The organism is Psychromicrobium lacuslunae, assembly GCF_000950575.1.
Lineage (GTDB): Bacteria > Actinomycetota > Actinomycetes > Actinomycetales > Micrococcaceae > Renibacterium > Renibacterium lacuslunae.
On record NZ_CP011005.1, the window covers coordinates 125,854 to 150,888 of the forward strand.

The window sequence follows — 25,035 nt, forward strand, 5'->3', positions numbered from 1 at the left end:
GCTCCTGAGCTAGATGTAGTTCAGGAATGGTTCAGAACCGACGCATCCTGCCGTAGCTCGGATCCACCGATTCCGGGCTGAGATTCAGGAACACCGCGACCTGCTCCACCACCGCGTCATGCACCACTTCGCGAAGTTCCTCTTCGCTCTCGGTGCACTGCTCTATCGGTTTGCGATAGACAGTGATGGTTGCGGCTTGCTTGGCGTCAGCCGCTCGAAATGCGGCCAAAGGGGCCTTCTCGCCGAGACTGATCAGGTTTTCCAAATCGGAGGGAATCTCCTCCACCGCGAATTGCACGCGATCCATCGCGGCTCCCCAGATTTCCTCCAAGCGGTCGGCGGAGTCCACTACAAGATCATCAAATCGCTCCGAACGGCTTCGTGCGCCTGGTAGCGGCGTGAGCATCAGCGGGCCACGCAGTCCGCGTCCATGTCGATCGCGGCGTCTGGCACGGAAGCTTCGGCGTGTCGGCGCAATAACTGGCTCCGCTGAGGAGAACGCGGAGAGCGTGAAAGACAATCCTTCAACCCGGGCGAACTGCATACCTCGATGCTAGTCCCGATCTTCAATTTCGGACTACTTTCCTGCTGTTTTGATCCGTTTCGCTTGATCGTTTCGCGTTATTGGGCTTCGCTTGAGGCGAACTGTCTGTCACTGCGGGTAGGCTACATATTCGTGGGAAAGATGCGTCAGTGTTCACGGTCCGGTTGCCAGCGATCAGCGGTAGCCACCTTGACGTATGTTTATGCAGATTCCACTGTGGTGCTTGGCCCGTTGGCAACTTTTGCCGAACCACATAGTTACGATTTGTGTGCCTTGCACGCCGAACGGCTCACTGCTCCGCGCGGTTGGGATGTTTTGCGACTGGCCATGCCGGATACGCCTCCGCCGCCCAATCCCGATGATCTCCTGGCGCTCGCCGATGCGGTGCGAGAAGCGGCCGCCGAACCTAAGGAAGTTGTTTCGCCACCGGTGCAGCGCAGTACTCCAACACCTTTGGAATCGCCGGTGGATCGGTCTAACGCCCCCAGTCACGCGAATCGGAAAGCACATTTGCGGATTCTTCGGGATTGAGCGGAAGCAGTATTCTAAGGAGATGTCCCGAATTCGGAGCGAGTTGCTGAGTGTGTTGCGTTGCCCTATCACCGGAGGCCGCTTACATCAGCGGGACGCAGAGTTGATCAGCGATCGAGCGGACCCCACCGGGGTTTTCCCACGCTATCCGGTGCATGATGGCATCGCGATCTTGCTGCCCCAAGAACCAGAAACCCACCCCGTCGGCAACGACGTCAACAAAAGCCGCTGAGGAGCCCACGTGTCCTTTGACTACAAGATTGCCGATATTACCTTGGCGGAAGCCGGACGGCATCAGATCCGTTTAGCTGAGCATGAAATGCCCGGTTTGATGTCGCTTCGCGCCGAATTCGGGGAAGCTCAGCCGCTCAAGGGTGCACGGATCGCTGGTTCATTGCATATGACAGTGCAGACTGCGGTGCTGATTGAGACCCTGGTGGCCCTGGGTGCCGAAGTGCGCTGGGCCTCTTGCAATATTTTCTCCACCCAGGATGAGGCTGCCGCCGCAGTTGTGGTGGGCAACGGCACCGTGGACAGCCCTGCTGGCGTGCCGGTATTTGCTTGGAAGGGGGAGTCCCTTGAGGAATATTGGTGGACCGCTGATCAGATCCTGAGCTGGCCTGGAGCCGCAGAAAACCCCGAGCTAGGCCCCAATATGATCCTCGACGATGGTGGCGACGCAACCATGCTGGTGCATAAGGGCGTTGAGTTCGAAGCGGCGGGCGGGGTACCTTCCGATGCCGAGGATGATTCGGAGGAATGGCGGATTTTCCTGCATCGACTGCGGGAGTCGCGTGCCGTCGACGCGCAGAAATGGACCAAGATCGCGGCCCAAATCCAAGGCGTCACCGAGGAAACCACCACCGGCGTGCACCGGCTTTACCAACTTGCTGAACAAGGCAAACTGCTCTTCCCGGCGATCAATGTCAACGATTCGGTGACGAAGAGCAAATTCGATAATAAGTACGGCATCAGGCATTCACTGCCTGACGGTATTAACCGTGCCACCGATGTGCTGATCGGCGGTAAGGTCGCGGTGGTCTGTGGTTACGGCGACGTCGGCAAGGGGGCTGCGGAGGCGCTGCGGGGTCAAGGTGCCCGGGTGATTGTTACCGAGATCGATCCGATCTGTGCCCTGCAGGCCGCAATGGATGGCTATCAGGTGGCTAAGTTGGATTCGGTGATTGCCGAGGGCGATATCTTTATCACCACCACTGGCAATAAGGATGTCATTATGGCTGAGCAGATGCTGGCCATGAAGAATAAGGCGATTGTTGGCAATATCGGCCATTTCGATAATGAAATCGATATGGCCGGCCTCGGCAGAGTCAATGGTGTGCAGAAAATTGAAATCAAACCCCAAGTTCATGAATGGGTTTTTGACGCCGGCCAGGATGATGAGCGATCAATTATCGTGCTCTCGGAGGGTCGGCTGCTCAACCTGGGGAACGCTACCGGTCACCCCTCATTCGTGATGAGCAACTCCTTTGCTAACCAGACCATCGCCCAAATTGAGCTGTACACCAAGCGTGATCAGGACGAGTACGAAAAGCAGGTCTATGTGCTGCCGAAGATCCTCGACGAGAAGGTGGCGCGGTTGCACCTTGATGCGCTCGGCGTGGAGCTGAGCGAGTTGACCAAAGAACAGGCAGAGTACCTCGATGTCGATGTTGCTGGGCCCTATAAAGCAGAGCAGTACCGTTACTAATTACTCACAGAATTTCGTTGTCGTACTGAGACCCGGCATTGCACTGTGTGCTCACTTTCCTGAGCTAAAATAAAATATACATTTTCGCCGGATTTATTGGCGTGGGCTGCGTTGCGGGGAGTAGGCATGACAGAGCTGGGACAGGCTAAGCAGAGTCGTAAAGGGTGGAAGATCGCGGTCGTTACCGGCGTCTGCGTTCTCGCCGCCGCCGGTGGAGTGGGTGCTGCTACGGTGCCCACTTGGGCCAATAACACCGTGGCCTCGGAGACTCAGAAGCCCGCCAATAGCGAACCGAGTCTGGCAGCTCCGGTGATCAAGCCGATGGTGCTCGGGGTAACCCCGACAAATGGTGCTCTGCAAGTCAACCCGGCAACTCCGGCCGTGGTCAAAGCCACAAATGGCACTGTTAAAAAGGTGAGTTTGGTGGAGGACGCCAGTGGCGTTGCCGTACCGGGCAGCCTAAGCGCCGATGGTTCCACCTGGACCGCGAGCGAACCGCTTAAATTCAATAGCAGCTATACCTACAAATTCACCGTGGTTGATCAGGTTAACCGTGAAACCTCCAAAACTCAGACCTTCACCACGGTGCCGACCACCCATGAGGCTGACGCCACCAGCTACACCCCAGATGGATCGGTGGTTGGCGTTGCGCAGCCCGTGCAGCTCACTTTCAGTGAGCCGGTGACCAATAAGGCGGCGGTTGAAAAGGCCATTAAGGTCAGCTCGACCTCGGGGCAGGTCGGTGCCTTCCGCTGGTACGGAGACACCATGCTGCGTTACCGGCCAGCGAGCTTCTGGAAAGCTGGTAGTACGGTAACCGTCGATATGAAGCTCTTCGGGGTGGACTTCGGCAATGGCCAGATTGGCAACTTCAATAAGAAGATCACCATGAAGGTCGGTGATAAGCAGGTGCTCGAAGCGGATGCTGCCGCCCACGTGGCTAAGTACTATGTCAATGACAAGCTGGTGAAGACCATCCCGGTTACCATGGGTGATCTCCGTTTCCCCTCCGCCTCAGGCTACCTCGTGGTACTGCGGGATAAGCAGGATCCAGCGGTATTCAAGGCATCCACCATCGGCCTGAAGCCGGGTGACCCGGCCGACTATGGCACCATCACGGTGCGGCATGCGACCAGGCTGAGCCTGAGTGGCGAGTTTATCCACCAGGCCACCGATAGTGCGCTGCCCTATATTGGACAGACCAACCTTTCACATGGCTGCATTGGCATGGATGCGGAAAACGCGAAATTCATGTTCGATAACTTCCTCTTCGGTTCTCCCGTTCATGTGGTCAACTCGACCACCAAGGAGACCATCGCCAATGATGACGGCTTTGGTGATTGGAACATTCCTTTCGCGCAGTACGCTGCCCGGTAAGGCTTAGCAGCTGAATTTAGCTAATGCAGTGGGCGGTGGCATCCTGGATGCCACCGCCCACTGCGCTGTTAAAGGGGCTCCGGACGCGCTCTGATGACTACTCGTACGGCAGTTTGCTCAGCCGTGTCCCGAGTGCGTCCGCTCGAGCCTTGACCGCTGTGAGTCGACGGAAGTCCCGATCACGGCGTTCGGCGCTTACCGCAGCCAAAAAGGCGTCGGGCATGGTGCCCGGGGGAGGCGGCGGGGAGACCCAGGAACTTACTTCATCGGCGAGCGATCGAGAAAGCTGATCCCGCGAGACTGGGGTCATCTTTGCCGCCTGCTGTTGGAATTGCGAAATTCGCCGGGCCAGGCCGTCCGGCAACCGGCCAATATCGGCTAACTGAGCCCAGCCTTGCAGATAAGGTGGACCATTGATCGTCAATAGCGGGGTGGCCGGGACTCGTTCCCGCATTGAATAGGTCCCCGCCACCATATCGCCAAGCCGCTTGGATTTCTGATTGAAGATCGAGACTAGAAAAGCGATCGCGCCGAGGCAAAGATAAAATTCGAAAAAGCCCAGCAAGCCGCGGATAAATGCCTGCCTGAAGCGGATCGAGCCACCGTCATCCCGCACGATTCGCAAGCCCATCGCATACTTGCCCAGCGACTTCCCACGCGTCATGGTTTCTACCAGTACCGGCAGTAACACGGTGTAGAAAATGAGCAAGCTGGTAATAATCGCTGTCCCCGCGGCCCGATCAATATTGTTGAGCAGTCTGAAAACCAAGAACAGGGTTAGTAGATAGGCGATCAGGGTGACGGCTAAGTCAATCAAAGCGCCCAGGCTACGGGCGGCAAAAGAGGCTGGCCGTAGTTCTAGGACGACGGCTTCGCCGGTGACGATACTGCTCATGAACCCAGCCTAAGGCCTCTGTCGATCCGATGGGCTAATCCAGTAGGGTTGAGTTGTGGATCTTGATGCTTTCACGGTGGTGCACCGTGAGGAATGGGCGCGGCTTAAGCAACTCGCTGCACAGCGTCGGCTAAGCGGGGCTGAGGCCGACGAATTACTCAAGCTGTATCAACGTGCCTCAACGCATTTGTCGATGATCCGTTCGGTCTCGCCAGAAGGTGCACTTTCCGCTTCGCTTTCCACGCTCCTAGCTCAGGCCAGAACCCGATTCACCGGGGCAAGATCGAACGTCTTCGAAGACGTGGCAAACTTCTTCGTGCTCACCTTGCCGTTAGCGTTTTATCGAATTAGATGGTTGACGCTGGCAATTGGTGCTGCTTTCGTGCTGATCACCGTGTTCTATGCGATCTGGGTGGCAGGAAACCCGGATGTCTTGAAAGCTCTTGGCAGCGATGCGCATTTCCGACGCTATGTTGAGGAAGACTTCGTTAATTATTATTCGGAGAACCCGGCGGCTTCCTTTGCCGGCCAGGTCTGGACGAACAACGCCTGGATAGCCGCCCAGGAAGTGGCCTTTGGTATTACTGGCATTTTTGTGCCTTCGGTTATTTATGGAAATGCTTCAAGTTTGGGCATGTCGGCGGGGGTGATGTTTTCCTACGGTCGGGGAGACGTGTTCTTCAGTTACATCCTGCCGCACGGCATGATGGAGATGACTGCGATCTTCATTGCAGGGGCTGCTGGACTACGCATTTTTTGGGCCTGGATTTCACCCGGTCCGCGTCGCCGTTCGGAGTCTCTGGCGGTCGAGGGGCGGTCGTTAATCACTACGGCGCTGGGCTTGGTGCTGATCTTGCTGATTTCCGGCCTGGTGGAGGGTTTCGTCACACCCTCACCGATGCCGCTCTGGCTCAAGCTGAGCATTGGTGCGCTGGTGCTGGCCGCCTACTGGTGCTACACCCTGATCCTTGGCCGGCGGGCGGCCAAGGCCGGTTACAGTGCCGATCTGGCCGAACAAGACGCCGGTGCTACTGTGCCAACCGTCTAATTGACCTATTCAGCGCTGATTTGGCTGTGCTCGGGGTGGCAGCGTGAACCCAGCAGCCCAGCCCGGTAGCCTCACAGTGTGAGCGAAAAAGAGCAGCGCGAGAATGCAGAGCAAAAGAAGCCGGGACCGCAGGCTTCGCCAGATGCTGGGCCGCAGGAAGACCTAGCTAAAGCACTGGCCGAGCACCAGGCCGCCGCAAGCGATGAACCCGCCTTTGACTGGATGGCCGGCGGCACCCCGGCGACGTCGAAAGACGCATCCGAAACGGTAGCTAAGTCCGTTGGGCAGCAGCAGAGCGAGCCCCGGCAGGCCGAGCAAAATCAGACTAAGCAAAATCAGGCTCAGCGAAACCAGACTGAGCGAGGCGCGGACCCGCAGCTGAAACCGACGACAGAGGCTAGCGGAAAGCCGCTGGCCAAGCCAGAGTCAGCGAATCAAAGCGAGAAGCTGGATAGCTCGACCACGCACCAGGCGCAGCCGCTCACCCAGCCAGAGGTTTCCACCAGAACCACGATGTTGGCAGTGCGCCCGCCCGCCGAGGAAGTCGACCGACGTGTTTCGGAGCGCGAACAGGCAGCGCAGTCACGCCCGGTGTGGCCAGGGATCTGGCAAGTCTTAATCGCAATATTCTTCCCGATCGTGTTGTTAGCGTTGGCGATCCGGGCGATTGCTTCGCCGGTGTTCTTATGGATCGAATACAACCGACCGGGCTTCCCCGCAGACAGCTTTGGTTTTACTAGCGACGACCGGACGACTTTCGGGTCCTATGCGGTGGATTACCTCAATAACTTCGCTGGTTCGCGTTTTCTCGGTGACCTGGTGGGTGGCCAAGGAGCTAAGCTTTTCCAAGATTCTGAAGTCAGTCACATGGCCGATGTGAAGGGTGTTTATCAAATCTCGATGCTGATCGGCCTGCTGCTGCTCGTCCTGATGGTGGTTGGCATGTTCTACTTATCCCGGCGTAGCGTTGGCGGCAACCGACGGGCCTTATTTGCCGGATCGATTGCCACCGTGGTGATCATTATTGGTATTGGCGTGTTTGCCCTGCTCGGCTGGGATCGCTTTTTCACCGACTTCCACCAGCTTTTCTTCGCCAATGGCACCTGGACCTTCCGGCTTTCCGATACTCTGATCCGATTGTTCCCGGAGCAGTTCTGGACTGATTCAGCGGCCAGCATCGGGGTATTAGTACTGCTGGTGTCCATTCTGACCTTGATCTTTAGCTGGCCGACGAAGCGTCGCCGGCAGCTCGCCGCGAAAGCGCAAAAGCCGAGCCAAGGACGTCGCGCAGCCGTCTGAGTCAGGTAGGGCTCATAGCCTCTCCTCCCAACGCGCTGTGGGGTGCCGGGCCTGGGGCTGGTGAGCTTAGGGCTGATAGAGATCGTCGATCTGAGCTTGATAGTCCTGCAGGACCGTTGCTCGCTTCACCTTCAGTGATGGGGTGAGTTGTCCCGATTCGACGCTGAAGTCTTCCGGCAAAATGGTGAATTTGCGGATCGATTCAGCGCGGGAGACACCAGCGTTGGCGGCATCAACGGCCTTTTGCAGCTGCTCGCGCAACGGGGTTGAAGAGTTGGCGTCTGTAAGGCTCAGCTCAATGCCTTGCTGTTGTTTCCAACGTTCGAAAGACTCTACATCCAAGGTAAGTAAGGCCGCGATGAACGGTCGGCCTTCGCCCACCAGAACCGCCTGAGAGATCAGCGGCGCATCGCGTAGCGTGGCTTCGAGCGGGCCGGGGGCGATATTCTTCCCGCCAGCGGTGACCAGAATGTCCTTCTTTCGGCCCGTGATGGTCAAAAAGCCATCATCATCCAGCTGCCCCAAATCGCCAGTGCGGAAGAAACCATCCAGAAAAGCCTCGGCGGTGGCCGCCTCGTTGGCGTGGTACCCCTTGAAAACACCGATCCCTTTGACCAGGATTTCGCCATCCGGAGCGATTCGAATAGTGGTTCCTGGTAGCGGAATACCTACTGTGCCGACCCGGGTCTGGCTTGGTATGTTTGCCGTGCAGGGAGCGGTGGTCTCGGTCAGGCCGTAGCCCTCCAAAATCATCACCCCGGCACCACGAAAGAAGTGTGCTTGGCGAGCACCGAGCGCGCTCGCCCCGGAGACGGTGTAATGCGCCTTGCCGCCGAAGGCCTCGCGAAGCTTGGCATACACCAGTTTGTCGAAACACCAATGCTGCAGACGTAATACCGGAGAAGCTCCTCTGGACGTGCCACGCTGTCGCCGGTCCATTGCCTCAGAAAACCTGATCGCCACCGTTACCGCACGGGCGAAAATTTTTCCACGACCGCTTTGTTCCGCTTTGAGTTGGGCAGCATCGAGCACCTTTTCGTAAATCCGAGGCACGCACAGCAAGAAGCTCGGCTGGAAGTTCCCCAGATCATCGAGCAATTCCTTCACTCCGCTAGTGTGCCCCAAAGTGGTACCAGCGCTCAGGCTGACCAGCTGCACAGCGCGAGCCAAGACATGGGCCAACGGCAAGAACATTAAGGTTCGAGAGTTCTCGGTGAGCAGGAGCTCGCCAAGAAACGGGGGAGTGTTCTTGGCGACCAAGGCAAAGTTGCCATGCGTGATCTGGCAGCCTTTGGGACGACCCGTGGTGCCCGAGGTGTAGACCAGAGATGCGACCGATTCGAGGTTCGCTGCCGACCGCTGCGTCTCCAATTCGGCTTCGCTGATCCCGTCGCCGACCGCTGCCAAGGCAGCAAGATGGGGTGAGTCGCCGTCGTCCTCGATGCACCATAGCGAGACAGGGCCCTGACCAAGAAGCTTCGAATCCGTGATGACGGTGCGTAATTGTGAAAGTTTCTCCGCGTCTTCGACCACCACCAGCTTTGCTTGAGAATCTGCCAAGATCCATTCGATCTGGCTTAATGAGGAGGTCTCGTAGATTGGCACCGTGATGCCACCGGCGAACCAGATGGCAAAATCGAGCACGCTCCACTCATAGCGAGTCTTGGACATCACTGCCACCGCATCACCGCTGGAGACCCCGGAAGCTACCAAGCCTTTAGCGAGGCTCTTCGCCTGTTTCAGAAAGTCTGTCGCGCTGACCGGCTGCCAGACGCCGTTAATTTTGCGTTCGTAGAGTGCCGCTGCTGGGGTTAGCCGGACACGCTCAAGCAGCAGGTCAGTGATATTTGACTCGGCTGGCAATTCGACCAGCAGCTCGGTGCTCGCTTCAATCATGGACTTTTCCTTTTCCCGATCTATACCCAACTCGGCATCCACATATGACTGCGCCAATAGTCGTAGCTCGTGGTTTCGGCAGTCCAAAGCGGCAGGAAGAAGGCGCTGAGTAGGACTGCGAGCACCACCAAACCGCCGACAATAGCGGCGCCCTGCTGTCTTCGCCAGGGTGGTGCAGTGCTAGGGGCCAGGATTAGCCCGAGGCAGAACACAATGGCCAGGATCATAAAGGGTTCATAGGCGATCGCATAGAAAAAGAAGATGGTGCGATTCGGGTACATCAGCCAGGGCAGATAGCCAGCCGCCCAGCCGCAGAGAATGGCCCCCGCCCGCCAATCTCGACGCAGGATCCAATAACCCACCAGGAAGATTAACGCGGCACTGCCGCCCCACCAGATTAAAGGATTGCCGAGCGAGGTGACGATTTGTGCACACTTTTCGGTACCGCACTGATTATCCGGATACTCGGCATAGAACGAAGTTGGCCGACCCATCACAAACCAAGACCAGGCGTTGGCCTTATAGGGATGATCGGAATCCAGGCCGGTGTGGAAGGTATAAGCCTGCTGGTGATAATTCCAGAGCGACCTCAGCGGCCCGGGAATCCAGTCCCAACCATTGGCCGGATTGGTGGCTGCCCACTGCCTGCCCCAGGCATCCGATGAGCGCAGCCAGCCGGTCCAGCTGGCCAAATAAGTGGCCAGGGCGACCGGAACAATGCTCAGGAAGGCAATCGGCGAATCCTTCAATAACGCGCCGGTGAACCAATACCGGATACCTGCGATTCGCCGCGCATTGATATCCCAAAATACCGTGAGCAGCCCGAAACCAGCGATAAAGAAAAGCCCCGACCATTTGGTTCCAGCGCACAGGCCGAGGGACACCCCGGCGGCAATCCGCCAGGGCCTGATGCCCAACCAGGGTCCGTAGAGTAGCAAGCTGGAGTCAGTCTTTTTCGGTTCAAAAGCCAGCTTCCGCGCCATCTTTCGAGCCAGTCGTTTCCTGCCGTCATCGCGATCCATCACCAATGCGGCGAAGGCCAGCAAGGCAAAGAACATGACGAAGTTATCTAGCAGAGCGGTCCGCGACTGCACGATGGCATGACCGTCAACCGCGAGCAGCAGCCCGGCGATGCCGCCAAGTATGGTGGAGCGGAAGATCTTCTGAGCCAATAGGGCAATCACCAGAATGGCCAGGGTGCCAACCAATGCAGAGCTGAACCGCCAGCCAAAGGTGTTACTAGGCCCGAAGAGCCACATTCCGAAGGCGATCATCCACTTGCCAACCGGCGGGTGCACCACGTACTCAGGGGAATCCAAGAGGCCAGAGAAGTTTCCGGCATTGAAGTTCTCATTAGCATTATCGGCCCAGCTACGTTCGTAGCCGCTGATCAAGAAGGAATAGGCGTCTTTGACGTAGTAGGTCTCGTCAAAAACCAAGGACTTCGGTTCCTCGAGCCGGATGAAGCGCAATAACCCGCCTAGCAAGGTGACCAGCAGCGGAGTGAGCCAATACCAGAGCCGTAAGGAGAGCGGGAATTCGAGGAAGCGCCAGCGCGGTCCCTGAAGTCGTTGGAGCAACTTGCGATAGCTAAACGCGTTCCTTGGCTCGCTTAGCCAGCCGCGATCCGGGCGGCTGCTCTGCCGCGGCGGAGCAGGGTCGAGGAGGTTAAGACTCACCTTGTCATGCTACCGGGAACGACGGCAGATCACCGGGAACCCTGCTGTTGGGGGCCCTCGGTTAGGGGACCCTGGCGGTAGCGCCTACCGCCTGCCCTCACCTCGCAGGCTCGGTTAGGGGGCCCTGGCGGTAGCGCCTACCGCCTGCCCTCACCTCGCAGGCTCGGTTAGGGGACCCTGGCGGTAGGCTTAGCGCTATGCAGTCTTCGCGGGAGGCCGATTCGGTTGGCCAGATCATTCTTGGGGCCACGCCGATCGGGAATCCAGCGGATGCCTCGGCGAGACTTATCGATTGGTTGGAAACAGCTGATCTGATTGCTGCCGAGGACACGCGTAGGCTGCTGAAGCTGGCTGCTGCCCTAGAGATTACCGTGAGCGGACGCATTCTCAGTTATCACGAACATAATGAGGCCAGCAGGACCGAGGACTTGATTGCGCAGGTTCGTGCCGGGGCCAAGCTCTTAATGGTTTCCGATGCCGGGATGCCAGCAGTCTCGGACCCCGGCTATCGCCTGGTGCAAGCGGCGATCGCCGCAGGGGTACGGATCACCGCGATTCCGGGTCCCTCAGCTGTGCTCACCGCTTTGGCTCTCTCTGGCCTGCCGACAGATCGCTTCAGCTTCGAGGGATTCCTGCCTCGTAAGGCAGGCGAGCGCCGGGAGAAACTACTCAGTCTGGTCAACGATCAACGCACTATGATTTTCTTTGAAGCGCCGCATCGCTTGGCCGTGATGCTTTCGGCGCTTGCCGACGTTTTCGGCCCGGCACGACAAGCGGCTGTGGCCAGGGAACTCACTAAGACCTTCGAAGAAGTGCTGCGCGGCAGTCTCGGGGAATTACAAGACTGGGCCAACAACTCTGAGGTACGGGGTGAGATTGCCGTGGTGGTCGGCGGCAGCGATGGTGCAGTGGGCTCGGTCGAGGAACAGGTAACTGCGGTGCTTGAATTATCGGAGAGCGGGATGCGCCTGAAGGACGCGGTTGCTGCGGTGGCCGAAACCGCCTCATTGAGCAAACGGGAACTTTATGAAGCAGTGCTGGCGGCGCGCACCAGCCACTGATCTGCTCGGCTTGTCTTTGGTTTGTTCGAATGCACAACAGATTTGCTATTAATAAGGCATTGATCTCATAGACACCGGCTAGAGCCGGCAATAACGTGAGGTCAAAGCAGTTCAGAATTCAAAGAAATTCAAAGAAATTCAAAGAAAAGGACGAGCCATGACCGTCTCCGAATCTCGGATTAAAGATCTTCTCGCCTCGGTGCCGACCGGCTTGCTCATCAATGGTGAGTGGCGGCCAGCGGCCAGCGGTAAAACCCTCGATGTGTTCAATCCGGCTACCGGTGAGGTGTTGCTCAGCATCGCTGATGCGGCAGCCGAAGATGCCGCCGCCGCGCTCGATGCGGCGGACGCCGCCCAGCAATCTTGGGCTGCTACCGCGCCGCGAGAGCGCGGAGAGATTCTGCGTCGTGCTTTCGAAGCGGTCACCGCTCGGGCCGAGGATTTTGCCTTGCTGATGACTTTGGAGATGGGCAAGCCATTGGCTGAGGCGCGGGGCGAGGTGAGCTACGGTGCTGAATTTTTGCGTTGGTTCTCGGAAGAAGCGGTCCGTGCCTTCGGCCGTTATTCGATTGCCCCGGACGGTAAGTCACGTTTGTTGGTGACGAAGAAAGCGGTTGGCCCCTGCCTATTGATCACCCCATGGAATTTCCCCTTGGCAATGGCTACCCGTAAGATCGCACCCGCCGTCGCCGCAGGTTGCACAATGGTACTCAAACCGGCCGCGCTAACGCCATTGACCTCGCAGCTATTTGCCGCGGTGATGCAAGAAGCCGGGCTGCCAGCGGGAGTGTTGAATGTAGTCGCCACCAGTACCGCGGGCCAGACCACTGGTGGTCTGATCAAAGACTCGCGGCTTCGTAAGCTTTCCTTTACTGGTTCCACCGAGGTCGGTCAGCGGTTATTGGCCGATGCTTCGCATAATGTGCTGCGAACCTCGATGGAACTCGGTGGAAACGCGCCCTTCGTGGTGTTCGAGGATGCTGATGTAGACGCTGCAGTTGCCGGAGCGATGGTCGCCAAGCTGAGGAATATGGGCGAGGCGTGTACCGCCGCGAACCGCTTTATCGTGCACGAGAGCGTCGCCGAGGAGTTCAGCAGCAAGTTCGCCGCTAAGGTTGCCGAAATGGCCACCGGACCCGGCATTGAGGACAGCACCAAGGTCGGGCCGCTGATCGACCAGAAGAGCCGGGAAAAGGTTCATGAGTTAGTCAGTGATGCTGTTTCAGCCGGGGCGGTCGCGCTCACCGGCGGCGCCCCGGTCGATGGCCCCGGTTACTTCTACCAACCCACTGTGCTGACCCAGGTGCCTGCCGAAGCGCGGATCTTGGCGGAAGAAATTTTCGGTCCGGTTGCTCCGGTGGTGACCTTCAAAGACGAGAATGAAGCCGTCCGACTGGCCAACGGCACAGAATACGGCCTGGTGGCCTATGTCTTCACCCGCGATTTAAACCGTGGCCTGAGGATGGGCGAAAAGCTGGAGACCGGGATGCTGGGGCTAAACGCTGGCGTGGTGTCCAATGCGGCGGCACCGTTTGGCGGCGTCAAACAGTCTGGCTTGGGCCGTGAGGGCGGCCTTGAAGGTATTGAAGAATATCTTTACACCCAGTACATCGGCATCGCTGATCCCAACGCCTGAGCCGGGTTCGGCGGCTGAGCGAGCGCGGCGGCGTGAATCCCGCCGCCGTGAATTCAGTGACGTCGCCGGAAGGGTCGGGACAGTGCTTCAGCCCAGCGGCGAAGTGTTGAAGCTGGCGCTAACAGCGCTTTGAAGCGTTGGCCCGGAGCCGAAATGAGTCGGAACGATTCACGGCTTCGGGCCAGCTCTGTGCTGGCTTGATTGCTAGAACTGAGATCATCGGGGCGGCCATAGCTGCTCCGCTCTACTTCACGCAGTAAGTTGGTCAGCTCAGGTCCGGGCGTGCCAGCCAGGCCCGAGTCCTTAATCCGCCTGACAAAGCGGCGAGGCGTATCGCTGCGCTCTGCAGGTAGCCCGTAATCGACGGCGGTGTCCCGCAACTCCTGCCACAGGCTCATTGGTGTGGCCAGGCGCTCACGGCGACGCCGCAATAGCAGCCGACTCAAGGCGGGGATCAGAAGTACCAGGACGAGCGCCGGCCAGATAACCCAGAGGAAATCCACCCCTTGGCTAGCTGGACTCTGGCCGATATTAGGCACCGGTGCCGCCGCGGCTGAACTGCTGGACTTGCTCGCGGTGGGGCGCGGCAGCTCATCCGGTGCAGAGTCGGTAGGCAGCGGGGCACTCGGCGGTATCGCGTAACTCGGCACTTGACCCCGCGAGGGAGTGGGTTCGAATGGCACCCAGCCCAAACCTTCGAAATATAGCTCCGGCCAAGCATGCGCGAGTCGCCCGTCGACGGTGTAGCTGCTCAGCTTCTGCCCGAGCACGTATTGGGTGTCCCCGCTGGCCGCCCCGGGCGAGAAGCCCACCGCAATCCGGCTCGGAATGCCAGCTTCGCGGGCCATCACCGCCATCGCTGCAGAAAAATGCACGCAATAACCGCTCTTCTGCTGCAGGAACTTAGCGAGGGCATCCATACTGCTGCCGTCGTAACCTCCGGAGACCGGGGCCTGAAGGGAATAACTGAATTCACTGCCGCGAAGATATTGCTGAATTGCCATCGCTTTGTCGTAAGGAGTCGGTTGGCGGGAGGTCAATGAAAGCGCGGTCTCTTTCACGATGCCGGGGGTGTTCTGCGGCAGGGTCATGAAGATCGGGTCGAAACCGGGCTTTGGTCGGGAGGTCGCTTTACGGAGCAACTCCGGAGTGAGTTTAGGCACGAGGCTGAGCACGGTATAAACCTGGCCCAGGGTGTCTTGATCGATGGCCTTGATACTGAGGGTTTTGGGATCCACGTTCCAACGGCCATTCAATCCGTTGATCTGGGTCGGAAGGTAAGGTGCCGGCAACCACCTATTGGAGAAACCAATGGCATTGATTTGCGTGATATTGGTGCTGAAATCGACTCCGCTCGTGTCGAGGTCGTTAGCAATCGGCTGCTCGCTGAGCTGAATGCCGTCACCACGCTCGGTCGGCTCCCAGTTCTCACCGTCGAAGTTCTCGATCGTCACGGTGCGCAAATATGGCGGACTCGTTGCCGAGGTGGCGTAGTTGATTTGACCGGTGCCGGAGGGGTTGCGTAGATCGCTTCCTAAAGAAAGGAACGGGCTCAATCCGGCCACTGGGCCGAAGGGGTTAAAACGAGACCCCTGAGGGAAAGTGCCAACGCTGAAGCCGGGCATCAGCATCGAGACGAGCAGCGAGAGCACTACCGTGATGGAGCCAATGCCGGCAACTTTCCCCCAGGGGATAGCTGATGCGTTATTTGCTGTCTCTGGCCGTAACCGACCACTGAGCACCAGGATCAACAAATAGCCGATGATGCCCAGCACAAAACCGATCACCCCCAGGCTGTCGACTTTGACGATCGCTGGAATCAGTGCGATCACCAGCAGTGACAGACCACTGGTGGCGGGCATCAGCAGGCCAACTGCGAGGATATCGGTCAAAATAGCTGCCAGGCCGATGCCTAAACAAATGACAAGTACCACACCCGGACTAGCCGGGATCGGGGCGACTCCGCGAATCACTGCTTCGGAAGCCTCAGTAAACAGCCCGCCGAGTTGGTCGAAACTTGCCGATGTTGGGATGAACCCTAAAAAGGCGGTGCTGTTCAGGAACATCCCGCTGAGCAGCACCAGCAGCGCGGTTACCCCGAATACCGGAGCCCAGCCGCCCGGTAACCGCAAACTGCGGCTCAGCGTCATCGCGGCGAGCACAGTGGCAACGGTGAAAGTGAGGATCAATATCCAGCCACCGCTGCGTACCACCCCGGTGAGTCCGACCGCGGTGCCACAGCAGGCAAAGCAGATGGCAGCCGCCATCTTCCATGGCGCAGAACCCACCTTTTCGCGCCGCTTTTTCGGCGGCTTTGGCTGCTTTGAACCGGTCTCGGCAGGCGTGCGGCTCATCGTGGCGGTCATCGCTGACCAGCCCTGCTACTGTCCTGAAGCCCAGGCTCGTCGGCGGGCTCTGAATCGAAATTACGCCAGACTTCGGCGAGTGAACTATCTGCATCGCTCACCGCGACCTGCCAGCCACCACGTCGAAGCACAGCTGCGGCTTCCTCAGCTCGGCTCGGTTGGGCGGTAGAAATGATCGCCAGCGCGGCGGTGTTGCCCTCTGCAGCAGCCGCTAAACTCAGTGCCTCGGAGACCGAGATATCACCCAAAAAGGCGATCAGCGGTCCACGCTGCCGGCTGAGCGAGAGCCGGTCGAAGAGTTTCTCGTTAAATGGCGTGAGATTGCTGGTCTCTTCAAGCTCGATGGCAGCCAAAGCTTCGGCGATGCTGGCTAGGCCGGCGTTGCCAGCATATTCTTCAGTCATTGGTTCGGGGGAGGAGCGGGAAGTGCTCAGTCCAGGCCTGGCGAAAATATCGAGTAAGCGCAGATCGTAATTGTGCTCAATGAGGTGCGTGGCGATCGACATAATCGCAATCACTGCCCACTCAAAGCGATTTGAGCTGCGCAAATTCGCCTCGCTTTCCGCTCTCCGGTGCGGGCTCGCACTATTCTGCTCAAAGCTGGACGAGCGCTGATCGATCAGCAGTACCGCTTCCGGGGTGGTGACCGACTCCTCTTGTCGCACCATCAGCTGCCCATGTCGCGCGGTGGCTGGCCAATGAACCCGGCGCATTGGATCGCCGTGCCGATACTCTCTGGTCATCACATCATCGTCACTGGGATTTGCCTGTTGTCGAGTGGCGCTAGAACCGTCGGTGCCGCGGGCCCCGGAGAGACGATTGAACGGTAACTCAATGGCTCGTGGAGTCACCGTCAATGTGTCGGTGCCGTGCAGTGATTGCAGGTGCTGACTCAGACCAAAAGCATCGCCCAACTGGGCGCTTACCGGGCCGATGGAATACTGTCCCCGATGGTTGGAGCGCAAGTGATACTGATACCGTGAGCCCTGCACGCCGACGTCGAGAGTGGTCTGTACCCGTCCCGGATAGCTGAACTCCGGTGAGCGTCCGAAGCTTTGCGGCAGAGCCTCCCGCATTTTCACCCGGGAACCCAATTTGCTGCTGCCACCGACGGCTAGGTCGACTGTGGTGGTCATTCCGGTTTCCAGCACTGCTGGGCTGAACTCGCGATGCACACTGAATCGCGGTGCCACAAAGCGGATCCCCAACGCAGCCAGCAACGGCAACAGCACAAGGAATAAGCCGAGGGTTAGCAGATCTTTCCGGCCCATGATTTGAGCCAACAAGATCGCGAAGAAGCCAGCGCCCAGCATTCCCCAGCCACGGGTGGTGAGGAATCGGACGCCGGTGAAGTTCATCCCTAGCCTCGGGCTGCGGTGTGTTGCGGAACGGGTAACTTGGCAAGTATCGAGGTAATCAGGCCAGCTGAGGTTTCACCCGCGCCGATAGCTCTGCGGTCCAGGATGATACGGTGCGAAAGCACCGGGGCGGCAATGGCTGAAACATCGTCTGGCAACACAAAATCCCGCTGTGCTAAAGCGGCGGTAGCCTTGGCTGCCCTGAGCAATTGCAGCAGGGCTCTGGGGGAAGCACCGAGCCTGATTTGGGCATGTTCGCGAGTGCTTTGCCCAAGCGAAACCAGGTATTCCTTCACCGCTGCAGAGACATAAACCTCTTGCACGGTCTTGATCATCGCGGCGATATTTGCCGCGCTGGCCACTGGGCGGACTTGCTGCAGGGGTGAAATCGATTGATGGGTTTCCAACATTTCAATTTCTGCATTGGCATCAGGGTAGCCCATTGAGATTCTGGCCATAAAGCGATCACGTTGCGCCTCTGGCAACGGATAGGTGCCTTCCATCTCGATCGGGTTCTGGGTAGCGATCACCATAAAGGGCTCGGCGAGCGGATAGGACTTCCCATCAACGGTTACCTGATGTTCCTCCATACATTCCAGGAGCGCCGACTGGGTCTTAGCCGACGCCCTATTGATCTCGTCTCCGATCACAATATTCGCAAATACCGCGCCTGGCCGGAACTCAAAATCATGCGAAGCCTGGCTGAAAATGGACACGCCGGTGACATCCGAAGGCAGCAGGTCCGGGGTGAACTGAATCCTGCTTACCGAGCAGTCAATCGCCCGGGCGAGAGTCTTCGCCAGCATGGTCTTACCGACGCCAGGTACGTCCTCCAAGAGCAAGTGGCCCTGTGCTAAAAGCACCGTGAGAGCTAGTTTGGAGGCTTCCGCTTTACCGTCCATTACGATATTGATTTCATTCAGAATGCCGGTGCTGAATTGCTCAAACTGCTCGGCGGGCAAGCCGCCACCCGGAGCCTTTCCGACATCTCGTGACTGCTCGGTATGGAATTGCGGTTGGCTCACTGAATCTCCCCACGTTGATCCGCTCTGAAGACCGGTGTGATCAAGGTTACTATCTTGTTCCGACTGCCGTGTAGTTGCTCTGCCTGATTAGAGTGGATGATATGAGTTTTGAGGTGCCTCCGGCCTACCGGTCACAATCGGAAAACCTAAGCGCAGACGTGCCGGGCCCGGCACGAACTGCGCAGGATGAGTCAGGGCGTCGGCGCAAGCTCGACTATCCGCCCGCTCCGGAACCGCTACCCGAGACCGTGATCGACAATCACACCCATCTGGACTTCCGCGATGGCCTAGTCGAAGTTTCGGTGGCACAGGCGCTCGACGCTGCCGCCGAGGTGGGCGTGCAGGGGGCTGTTCAGGTCGCCTTCGACCTGCCTTCCGCCCGGTTCACCGTTGCCGCTGTTGAGGCTGACGTCAGGCTGCTTGGCGCCATTGCGATTCATCCTAACGATGCTCCGCTGCTCGCCGCGGAAGATGGCCTGGAGGCGGCCTTGGCTGAACTTGCTGAGTTGGCCGCGCATCCTCGGGTGCGGGCGATCGGCGAGACCGGCTTGGATTATTTTCGAACCGATATCACTGGTCAGGCCCATCAGCACTACTCCTTCCGACGCCATATCGAGCTGGCGAAACGGCTCGGCCTGGCTCTGCAGATTCATGATCGTGATGCCCATCATGATGTGGTGCGGATCCTGCTTGAAGAAGGCGCTCCGGAGAAAGTGGTGTTCCACTGTTTTTCCGGTGACGCTGAGCTGGCCAGAATCTGCAACGAGCATGGCTGGTATATGTCCTTCGCTGGCACGGTGACCTTTAAAAACGCCGAACCATTGCGAGCGGCCTTGCGTGTTGCGGAGAGATCATTACTGCTGGTGGAGACGGACGCCCCATTTTTGACCCCGCACCCTTTCCGAGGCCAGCCCAACGCCAGCTACTTGGTGCCTTATACGGTTCGTGCAATGAGTGAAGTGCTCTCCGCTGACCTTGCTGGGCTCTGTCTGAGGCTACGCGAAAACACTGAGGCTGTTTACGGTTCTTGGGCCTGAATCGCACCGTCGTCGAACCAAAAAGTGTTATAGATCACACCGTTTTGTGATTTTTCTTGGAAGATAGGTAACAGTTCGGTTACAGTAGAGTGCGATAGCCGGGGTCGGGGAAGACCTACGGACAACGTCGCACTTGAAGTTCCTTTACGTTTTCGACTCGCGTCGAGCGTGCTGCGAGGGGTTATAAGTACTGCTGCCCTAGTTTTTCGCGGCCTTTTTCAGGTGTAGGCGGCGCGTGCGTTGCTGCGGTAAAGCTGAACTTGATCAAGTTCAACTGAGACCCGCAAAGATGCCGTGCTTGTTCCCGTGCCCGGACACTTGAGTAGTTAAGAGCACCTGTGAGCAATATCTTCACCACCAACGGCAAACTGAGTTGGCTAAAAATTGGCGGGCAATCGCTTGTTTTAGTGGCCCTAGTGCTCGGTCTGGTCGGTTTTGTAACCGCTAATAAGACCGTCAGTCTGACCGTTGACGGCGTACAAAGCTCGGTGCAAACCTTTGGCGGTTCGGTCAAAGATGTGCTGCAGCGCGCCAATGTGAAGACCTCCTCGGAGGACCAGGTGTCGCCCGGTCTTGATTCGGCGGTCGCCAACGGCACCAACATCACGGTGAACACCGCTAAAGATGTGAAGGTGACCTTGGACGGTGCGCAGACCACTGTGCAGACCCATGCCGGCAATGTCGCCGGACTGATCAGCCAACTCGGTGTTGCCTCCAATGCGGTGGTCGATGTTTCTCAGGACGCCCCGCTCAACACCGACGGTGTTCAACTTAAAATCACCACGCCGAAAAAGGTTTTGGTCCTCGCCGACGGCAAACGGACCGCGCAGGTTACCGCAGTGGCTACCGTTGGTGAAGTGCTCAAATCGGCCAAGATCACTCTCGGCGCTAAGGACTTGGTGTCAGTTCCCGCGGCTGCGCCGGTGGTTGCCGATATGGTGATCAAGGTCTCCCGGTTGAAGTCCGACGGCGTGGCCACCAGCACTGAGGATGTGCCGTTCCAAACTGAGCAGACGGTTGATCCGAAGGCGTTCAAAGACGAGAAGAAGGTCACCCAGCAGGGTGTGGTTGGCACTCTCACCAAAACTTACAGCGTCACCACCATCGACGGCCGCGAGGTGAAGCGGACACTGAACGGGCAGAGCGTCACACTGAAACCGGTAACTCAGAAGGTCACCGTCGGAGCGAAGGATCGCCCGAAGGAAGAAACTAAGACTGCCGAGGCGAAGTCCGGTAACACCGGCGCCGCCGCGCCGCCCACCGCTAACGACGCAATGTGGGATCGGATCGCGCAGTGCGAGTCCGGCGGTAACTGGTCAATCAACACCGGCAACGGTTATTACGGCGGTCTGCAGTTCGATGCCGGTTCATGGCTTGCCAATGGTGGCGGTGCTTACGCGCCGCGTGCCGATTTGGCCAGCCGCGCGCAACAAATCGCGGTGGCAAACACCTACTATGCGAAGGCTGGGCTGGCTCCCTGGGGCTGTGCAGGCGCCGCAGGCTAGTCCCTGACTGTTTTCCTGGCCTTGGCACCGGTTTCTTTCGAGAGTCCGGTGCCAAGGTGTTTTAACCCTTTGGCACCGCCAGTTCTGAGCTTGGCACTATCCAGCTGGTCGCCGCTAGCTGCCCGGGGAGCGGGAGAGTCCACTGCGAGCGCTGCGGTGTTCTGTGCGGCCGCCGGATAGACTGCTCAGGTGAATCTGCCGCCGTCAAACTCTGCTCTGCCGTTATTAGGTGCTACCGAGATACGCCGATTAGCCGCAGAGTTAGACGTGCGTCCAACCAAAACACTCGGCCAGAACTTTGTCATTGACGGCAATACGATTCGCCGAATTGTCGGAGTCGCCGAGCTGCAGGAGACCGAGACGGTCCTGGAGGTCGGGCCGGGCCTGGGCTCGCTGACACTTGGCCTGCTGGACGCCGCTGCGCAAGTGGTGGCAATTGAAATCGATACTAAACTCGCCGAACGGCTGCCGCAGACGATCAAGGAATTCCGGCCAGAGCGTGCCGACTCATTACACGTGGTCGCTGCCGATGCGCTCAAGGTGACGGAGCTGCCGCTTAAACCCACCGCCTTGGTAGCGAACTTGCCGTATAACGTCGCGGTACCCGTGGTGCTGCATTTACTGGAACACTTCCCCTCGCTCAAGCATGGTCTGGTGATGGTGCAGGATGAGGTGGCCGATCGTCTGGCCGCGACCCCCGGCAATAAGATCTACGGGGTACCCTCGGTAAAGGCCGCCTGGTACGCCGCGGTACGCAAGGCCGGGGTGATCGGCATGAACGTGTTCTGGCCGGCGCCGAAAATCTCTTCCGGTTTGGTGGAATTCGTGCGTCGCGAACCTCCGCAAACAACAGCCAGCAGGGAGCAAGTCTTCGCGGTGATTGATGCCGCCTTTGCGCAACGCCGCAAGACTTTGCGGGCTGCCCTGGCCGACTGGGCGGGCAGCGGAGCGGTGGCTGAGCAGATCATCCTGGCCGCCGGGGTTGACCCGGTGGCTCGCGGAGAGGTGCTCGATGTGGCGGCTTTTGCCAGTATCGCAGCCGCCAAGAAGAGCTTTGAAACCAAGAAAAGTTCTGAATAGGCCACAAGCAAGGCTGAACGATTGGCGCTGAGTCGCGAAACAGATTTATTACCCGGCCGTTGATAGGTTAGGGAGATGACGCCTTCACGCGCCACCCCTGAGGCTGGCTCAGCCCGTTCCCGGACAGTCAGAGTAAAAGCTCCGGGAAAAATTAATGTTTCCTTTTCGGTAGGGCCGCTGCGCCCGGATGGCTATCACTCGGTGGCCAGCGTCTACCTGGCGGTGTCCTTATACGAAGAGGTGGCCGCGAGCACCACCAACGACGGTGAGATCACGGTGTCCCTGCGTAAGGGATCACTCGCCCAGGAGATGCCACTCGACGAGAGCAATCTAGCGGTTCGGGCGGCCCGGCTAATGGCTGAACTCAGCGAGCAACCCAGTGGAGTGCACCTAGAGATCACCAAACGAGTACCGATAGCCGGGGGCATGGGGGGCGGCTCGGCCGATGCAGCAGCCACCCTGCTGGCTTGTGATGCGCTCTGGAACGCCGGGCTGTCGCGAGAGGAACTTGCGCATCTGGCTGCCGAGCTGGGTGCCGATGTGCCTTTTTCGCTGCTCGGCGGGGCGGCGATTGGCTTGGGAGTCGGCGATCAGCTCACTCCCGCATTGGCGCCGAACCCGCTACATTGGACGCTGGTCCTGCCGGATTTCGGCCTCTCCACACCGACGGTTTTTGCCGCTCTGGACCGGATCCGGATTGCGAGTGGTTTTGAACCAGCAGAACCCGAGCAAATTGACCCGGCGGTGTTGCGGGCTTTGCGTGCCGGGGACGCTGAGGCGCTTGCCGACACCCTGCATAACGATCTGCAGCCTGCGGCAACCAGGCTGGCCCCACAACTGGTGGACGTCTTGGAGCAGGGCAGCGAATACGGTGCCCTGTCGACGATTGTCTCCGGCTCCGGGCCGACCGTGGCGATGTTGGCCTCCTCGGAAAGCCATGCCCTTGAACTGGTCGATCGCCTGGCTGAGGCGGGACAGCATGCCTTGGCTGTGCACTCGCCGGTCCATGGTGCGAAAATTGTCTCGGACCTTATTCATTAGGGTTCATGAGAAGTCACAATTTCTACTCAGTAGTTTTACTTGAGTTTTATTTAGACAGGATGATTTGGCGCATTTACTAGGAGGCGAAGGCCTCACCGTTCAATTTGCCAGCCGCACCGTGCTCGATGGCGTTACTCTCGGCCTGGAAGATGGTGATCGGATTGGCATGGTCGGCCGCAATGGAGACGGGAAGTCAACCCTGATGCGGCTTTTGGCTGCCAAGCAGGAACCGGATTCTGGGCGAGTGGCGGCCCGCCGTGGCCTGGATATCGGTTACCTGGACCAGTCCGATGTGTTGGACGGCGAGTCAACAGTGGGTGCGGCGATTGTCGGCGAGCGGGCGCACCAGAACGATGCCCAGCATGAGTGGGCGGCCAATCCGAAGATCCGCGAGGTGATGAGTGGTTTGATCGCCGAGGTCGATTGGCAGGCTCGAGTTTCTTCGCTCTCCGGCGGCCAAAAACGTCGGGTGGCGCTGGCTAAGCTGTTGATTGGTGACCACGATGTGATCATGCTCGACGAGCCGACCAACCACCTCGACGTAGAAGGCGTCGCCTGGCTAGCCGAACACTTGAAAAACCGCTGGCGTGCCAATGAAGGTGCCTTCCTGGTGGTCACCCATGATCGCTGGTTTTTGGACGAAGTCTGCAACCGCACCTGGGAAGTCCATGATGCCACCGTTGACGCCTTCGATGGCGGCTACGCGGCATATGTGCTGGCTAGGGCGGAACGAGACCGGATGGCCGCTGTGGTGGAGAACAAGCGGGTCCAGCTGGTCAAAAAGGAACTCGCCTGGCTGCGTCGCGGAGCGCCGGCGCGGACCGCTAAGCCGAAGTTCAGAATTGAGGCGGCTAATCAGCTGATCGCCGATGTGCCGGTCGCCCGGGACAGTGTGGCGCTGAACAAAATGGCCACCGCTCGGCTTGGCAAAGACGTCTTGGACTTAGAAAACGTCAGCCTGACGCTGGGCGATAAGGAATTACTGAGAAATATCACTCTCCGGTTGGCACCAGGGGAGCGGCTCGGAATTGTCGGTGTCAACGGGGCCGGTAAGACAACGCTCTTGAGGTTGCTGAACGGTCAAGTCACGCCGACGAGTGGTCGGCTCAAACGCGGCAAAACCGTGCAAACAGCCGTGCTCAGCCAGGAAGTTACCGAACTGGATGATGTTTCGGAGCTGCGCGTGCTCGAGGTTATCGAGGCCGAGAAACGGGTGGTCAGCATTGCCGGTCGGGAACTCACCGCGGGACAATTGGTGGAACAGCTCGGCTTCAGCAAAGACAAGCAGTGGACCCCGGTGCGTGAGCTCTCAGGCGGCGAACGACGGCGACTACAACTGTTGCGACTGCTGGTTGGCGAGCCCAATGTGCTGATGCTGGACGAGCCGACAAATGATTTGGACACCGATACCTTGGCAGCGGTAGAGGATCTGCTCGATGGCTGGCCGGGCACTTTGGTGGTGGTCTCCCACGATAGGTACTTGCTGGAACGGGTGACAGATCACCAAATGGCCCTGCTGGGCGACGCTAAGTTACGTGATCTGCCGGGCGGTGTGGAGCAATACCTGACATTGCGGCAGCAAGCTGAGCAGGCCCAGGGTGCCGAGGCCGTTGGGTTGGCAACGGCCACCCAAGCTACTGCGGCTGAGGCTATCTCCGGACGATCCGAAGCTGAGCTACGTCAGGCTCGTAAGGACGCCAACCGAGTGGAACGCCAATTGGCTAAGATCGCCCAGCAGGAAGAGAAAATTCACCAGCAGATGGAGACAGCATCAGCGAACGGCGAATTCGATGTACTGAACGAGCAGAATGCCAGCCTGCAAACTTTGCAAGCCGAAAAAGAAGCCCTCGAATTGGAGTGGCTTGAGGCCGCTGAAATCCTTGGCTGAGCCCTCTCCGGCCGGGCTCGACTCGCGCCGCGGGTGCTAGTCATGGCAGACTAGATGTTCG

General features: G+C 58.6%; 20 protein-coding genes. 13 read left to right on the forward strand and 7 right to left on the reverse strand.

The genetic code is table 11. The features are described 5' to 3' along the window. Positions 1-31: 31 nt before the first annotated feature. A complete protein-coding gene (locus UM93_RS00590; RefSeq protein ID WP_082056948.1) occupies positions 32-544 on the reverse strand; it encodes a metallopeptidase family protein in 513 nt (170 codons plus the stop codon). A 132-nt stretch (positions 545-676) separates the two neighbouring features. On the opposite strand from UM93_RS00590, the gene UM93_RS00595 reads away from it, so the two are divergent. From UM93_RS00595 to UM93_RS00610, 4 genes are all read left to right on the forward strand, one after another. Continuing rightward, on the forward strand, positions 677-1,075 hold the full coding sequence (locus UM93_RS00595) for a DUF3499 domain-containing protein (RefSeq protein WP_199921787.1): 399 nt from the start codon (positions 677-679) through the stop codon (positions 1,073-1,075). 22 nt (positions 1,076-1,097) lie between these two features. Then, a complete protein-coding gene (locus UM93_RS00600; protein ID WP_045073032.1) occupies positions 1,098-1,307 on the forward strand; it encodes a Trm112 family protein in 210 nt (69 codons plus the stop codon). Between the two features lie 9 nt (positions 1,308-1,316). Continuing rightward, on the forward strand, positions 1,317-2,783 hold the full coding sequence (ahcY, locus tag UM93_RS00605) for an adenosylhomocysteinase (protein WP_045073034.1): 1,467 nt from the start codon (positions 1,317-1,319) through the stop codon (positions 2,781-2,783). A gap of 126 nt (positions 2,784-2,909) precedes the next feature. Next, positions 2,910-4,160, forward strand: coding sequence for a L,D-transpeptidase (locus tag UM93_RS00610; protein ID WP_045073035.1), 1,251 nt, complete (start codon positions 2,910-2,912; stop codon positions 4,158-4,160). Between the two features lie 97 nt (positions 4,161-4,257). Here UM93_RS00610 and UM93_RS00615 read toward each other — a convergent pair whose 3' ends face one another. Then, positions 4,258-5,055, reverse strand: a complete 798-nt coding sequence (locus UM93_RS00615; protein ID WP_045073037.1) for an RDD family protein — start codon at positions 5,053-5,055, stop codon at positions 4,258-4,260. A 55-nt stretch (positions 5,056-5,110) separates the two neighbouring features. Between UM93_RS00615 and UM93_RS00620 the strand changes: the two genes are divergently transcribed. Together UM93_RS00620 and UM93_RS00625 are read left to right on the forward strand one after the other, a co-directional pair. Then, on the forward strand, positions 5,111-6,103 hold the full coding sequence (locus UM93_RS00620) for a stage II sporulation protein M (protein ID WP_045073038.1): 993 nt from the start codon (positions 5,111-5,113) through the stop codon (positions 6,101-6,103). A 78-nt stretch (positions 6,104-6,181) separates the two neighbouring features. Then, positions 6,182-7,402: a TIGR01906 family membrane protein gene (locus UM93_RS00625; protein WP_052663461.1), complete on the forward strand. Its 1,221-nt coding sequence runs from the start codon at positions 6,182-6,184 to the stop codon at positions 7,400-7,402. A 66-nt stretch (positions 7,403-7,468) separates the two neighbouring features. Here UM93_RS00625 and UM93_RS00630 read toward each other — a convergent pair whose 3' ends face one another. Both UM93_RS00630 and UM93_RS00635 read right to left on the reverse strand, forming a co-directional pair. Further along, positions 7,469-9,298 carry an AMP-dependent synthetase/ligase gene (locus UM93_RS00630; RefSeq protein ID WP_045073040.1) on the reverse strand — a complete coding sequence of 610 codons (1,830 nt, stop codon included), beginning with the start codon at positions 9,296-9,298 and terminating at the stop codon, positions 7,469-7,471. 20 nt (positions 9,299-9,318) lie between these two features. Then, a complete protein-coding gene (locus UM93_RS00635; protein ID WP_045073041.1) occupies positions 9,319-10,977 on the reverse strand; it encodes a dolichyl-phosphate-mannose--protein mannosyltransferase in 1,659 nt (552 codons plus the stop codon). A gap of 197 nt (positions 10,978-11,174) precedes the next feature. Between UM93_RS00635 and rsmI the strand changes: the two genes are divergently transcribed. Next, on the forward strand, positions 11,175-12,038 hold the full coding sequence (gene rsmI / locus UM93_RS00640) for a 16S rRNA (cytidine(1402)-2'-O)-methyltransferase (protein ID WP_045073043.1): 864 nt from the start codon (positions 11,175-11,177) through the stop codon (positions 12,036-12,038). 157 nt (positions 12,039-12,195) lie between these two features. Then, positions 12,196-13,674, forward strand: a complete 1,479-nt coding sequence (locus UM93_RS00645) for an NAD-dependent succinate-semialdehyde dehydrogenase (RefSeq protein WP_045073044.1) — start codon at positions 12,196-12,198, stop codon at positions 13,672-13,674. 53 nt (positions 13,675-13,727) lie between these two features. Here the strand turns inward: UM93_RS00645 and UM93_RS00650 are convergent, their stop codons facing one another. From UM93_RS00650 to UM93_RS00660, 3 genes are read right to left on the reverse strand one after another with little or no spacing between them, the layout of a single operon-like run. Further along, positions 13,728-16,040 carry a transglutaminase TgpA family protein gene (locus UM93_RS00650; protein WP_052663463.1) on the reverse strand — a complete coding sequence of 771 codons (2,313 nt, stop codon included), beginning with the start codon at positions 16,038-16,040 and terminating at the stop codon, positions 13,728-13,730. Continuing rightward, the gene (locus tag UM93_RS00655) at positions 16,037-17,398 is read right to left on the reverse strand and encodes a DUF58 domain-containing protein (RefSeq protein WP_045073046.1); all 1,362 of its coding nucleotides are present in this window, start codon (positions 17,396-17,398) and stop codon (positions 16,037-16,039) included. Before UM93_RS00655 ends, UM93_RS00650 begins: the two co-directional genes overlap by 4 nt. A 2-nt stretch (positions 17,399-17,400) precedes the next feature. Further along, positions 17,401-18,423, reverse strand: coding sequence for an AAA family ATPase (locus UM93_RS00660; RefSeq protein ID WP_045073047.1), 1,023 nt, complete (start codon positions 18,421-18,423; stop codon positions 17,401-17,403). A gap of 101 nt (positions 18,424-18,524) precedes the next feature. Here UM93_RS00660 and UM93_RS00665 point away from each other — a divergent pair, with 101 nt between their 5' ends. From UM93_RS00665 to UM93_RS00685, 5 genes are all read left to right on the forward strand, one after another. Beyond that, positions 18,525-19,460 carry a TatD family hydrolase gene (locus UM93_RS00665; protein ID WP_082056949.1) on the forward strand — a complete coding sequence of 312 codons (936 nt, stop codon included), beginning with the start codon at positions 18,525-18,527 and terminating at the stop codon, positions 19,458-19,460. Between the two features lie 338 nt (positions 19,461-19,798). Continuing rightward, complete coding sequence (locus tag UM93_RS17895; protein ID WP_045073049.1) at positions 19,799-20,965, forward strand: resuscitation-promoting factor; 1,167 nt, start codon at positions 19,799-19,801, stop codon at positions 20,963-20,965. A gap of 189 nt (positions 20,966-21,154) precedes the next feature. Beyond that, complete coding sequence (gene rsmA / locus UM93_RS00675) at positions 21,155-22,045, forward strand: 16S rRNA (adenine(1518)-N(6)/adenine(1519)-N(6))-dimethyltransferase RsmA (protein WP_045073050.1); 891 nt, start codon at positions 21,155-21,157, stop codon at positions 22,043-22,045. Positions 22,046-22,120: 75 nt separating this feature from the next. Next, positions 22,121-23,086 (forward strand): 4-(cytidine 5'-diphospho)-2-C-methyl-D-erythritol kinase, encoded by a 966-nt coding sequence (locus UM93_RS00680; RefSeq protein ID WP_045073052.1) that lies wholly within the window; start codon positions 22,121-22,123, stop codon positions 23,084-23,086. A 64-nt stretch (positions 23,087-23,150) separates the two neighbouring features. Then, entirely contained in the window at positions 23,151-24,974 is a 1,824-nt protein-coding gene (locus tag UM93_RS00685) for an ABC-F family ATP-binding cassette domain-containing protein (protein ID WP_045073054.1), read from the forward strand. Positions 24,975-25,035 lie beyond the last annotated feature (61 nt).

Excerpts from the sequence above, each read along its gene's own strand:
- UM93_RS00615 (WP_045073037.1), bottom strand. The coding sequence starts at position 5,055 with ATGAGCAGTATCGTCACCGGCGAAGCCGTCGTCCTAGAACTACGGCCA.
- UM93_RS00630 (WP_045073040.1), bottom strand. The coding sequence starts at position 9,298 with ATGATTGAAGCGAGCACCGAGCTGCTGGTCGAATTGCCAGCCGAGTCA.
- UM93_RS00610 (WP_045073035.1), top strand. The coding sequence starts at position 2,910 with ATGACAGAGCTGGGACAGGCTAAGCAGAGTCGTAAAGGGTGGAAGATC.
- UM93_RS00650 (WP_052663463.1), bottom strand. The coding sequence starts at position 16,040 with ATGACCGCCACGATGAGCCGCACGCCTGCCGAGACCGGTTCAAAGCAG.
- UM93_RS00680 (WP_045073052.1), top strand. The coding sequence starts at position 22,121 with ATGACGCCTTCACGCGCCACCCCTGAGGCTGGCTCAGCCCGTTCCCGG.
- UM93_RS00645 (WP_045073044.1), top strand. The coding sequence starts at position 12,196 with ATGACCGTCTCCGAATCTCGGATTAAAGATCTTCTCGCCTCGGTGCCG.
- UM93_RS00665 (WP_082056949.1), top strand. The coding sequence starts at position 18,525 with ATGAGTTTTGAGGTGCCTCCGGCCTACCGGTCACAATCGGAAAACCTA.
- UM93_RS00600 (WP_045073032.1), top strand. The coding sequence starts at position 1,098 with ATGTCCCGAATTCGGAGCGAGTTGCTGAGTGTGTTGCGTTGCCCTATC.
- rsmI (WP_045073043.1), top strand. The coding sequence starts at position 11,175 with ATGCAGTCTTCGCGGGAGGCCGATTCGGTTGGCCAGATCATTCTTGGG.
- UM93_RS00590 (WP_082056948.1), bottom strand. The coding sequence starts at position 544 with ATGCAGTTCGCCCGGGTTGAAGGATTGTCTTTCACGCTCTCCGCGTTC.
- UM93_RS00655 (WP_045073046.1), bottom strand. The coding sequence starts at position 17,398 with ATGAACTTCACCGGCGTCCGATTCCTCACCACCCGTGGCTGGGGAATG.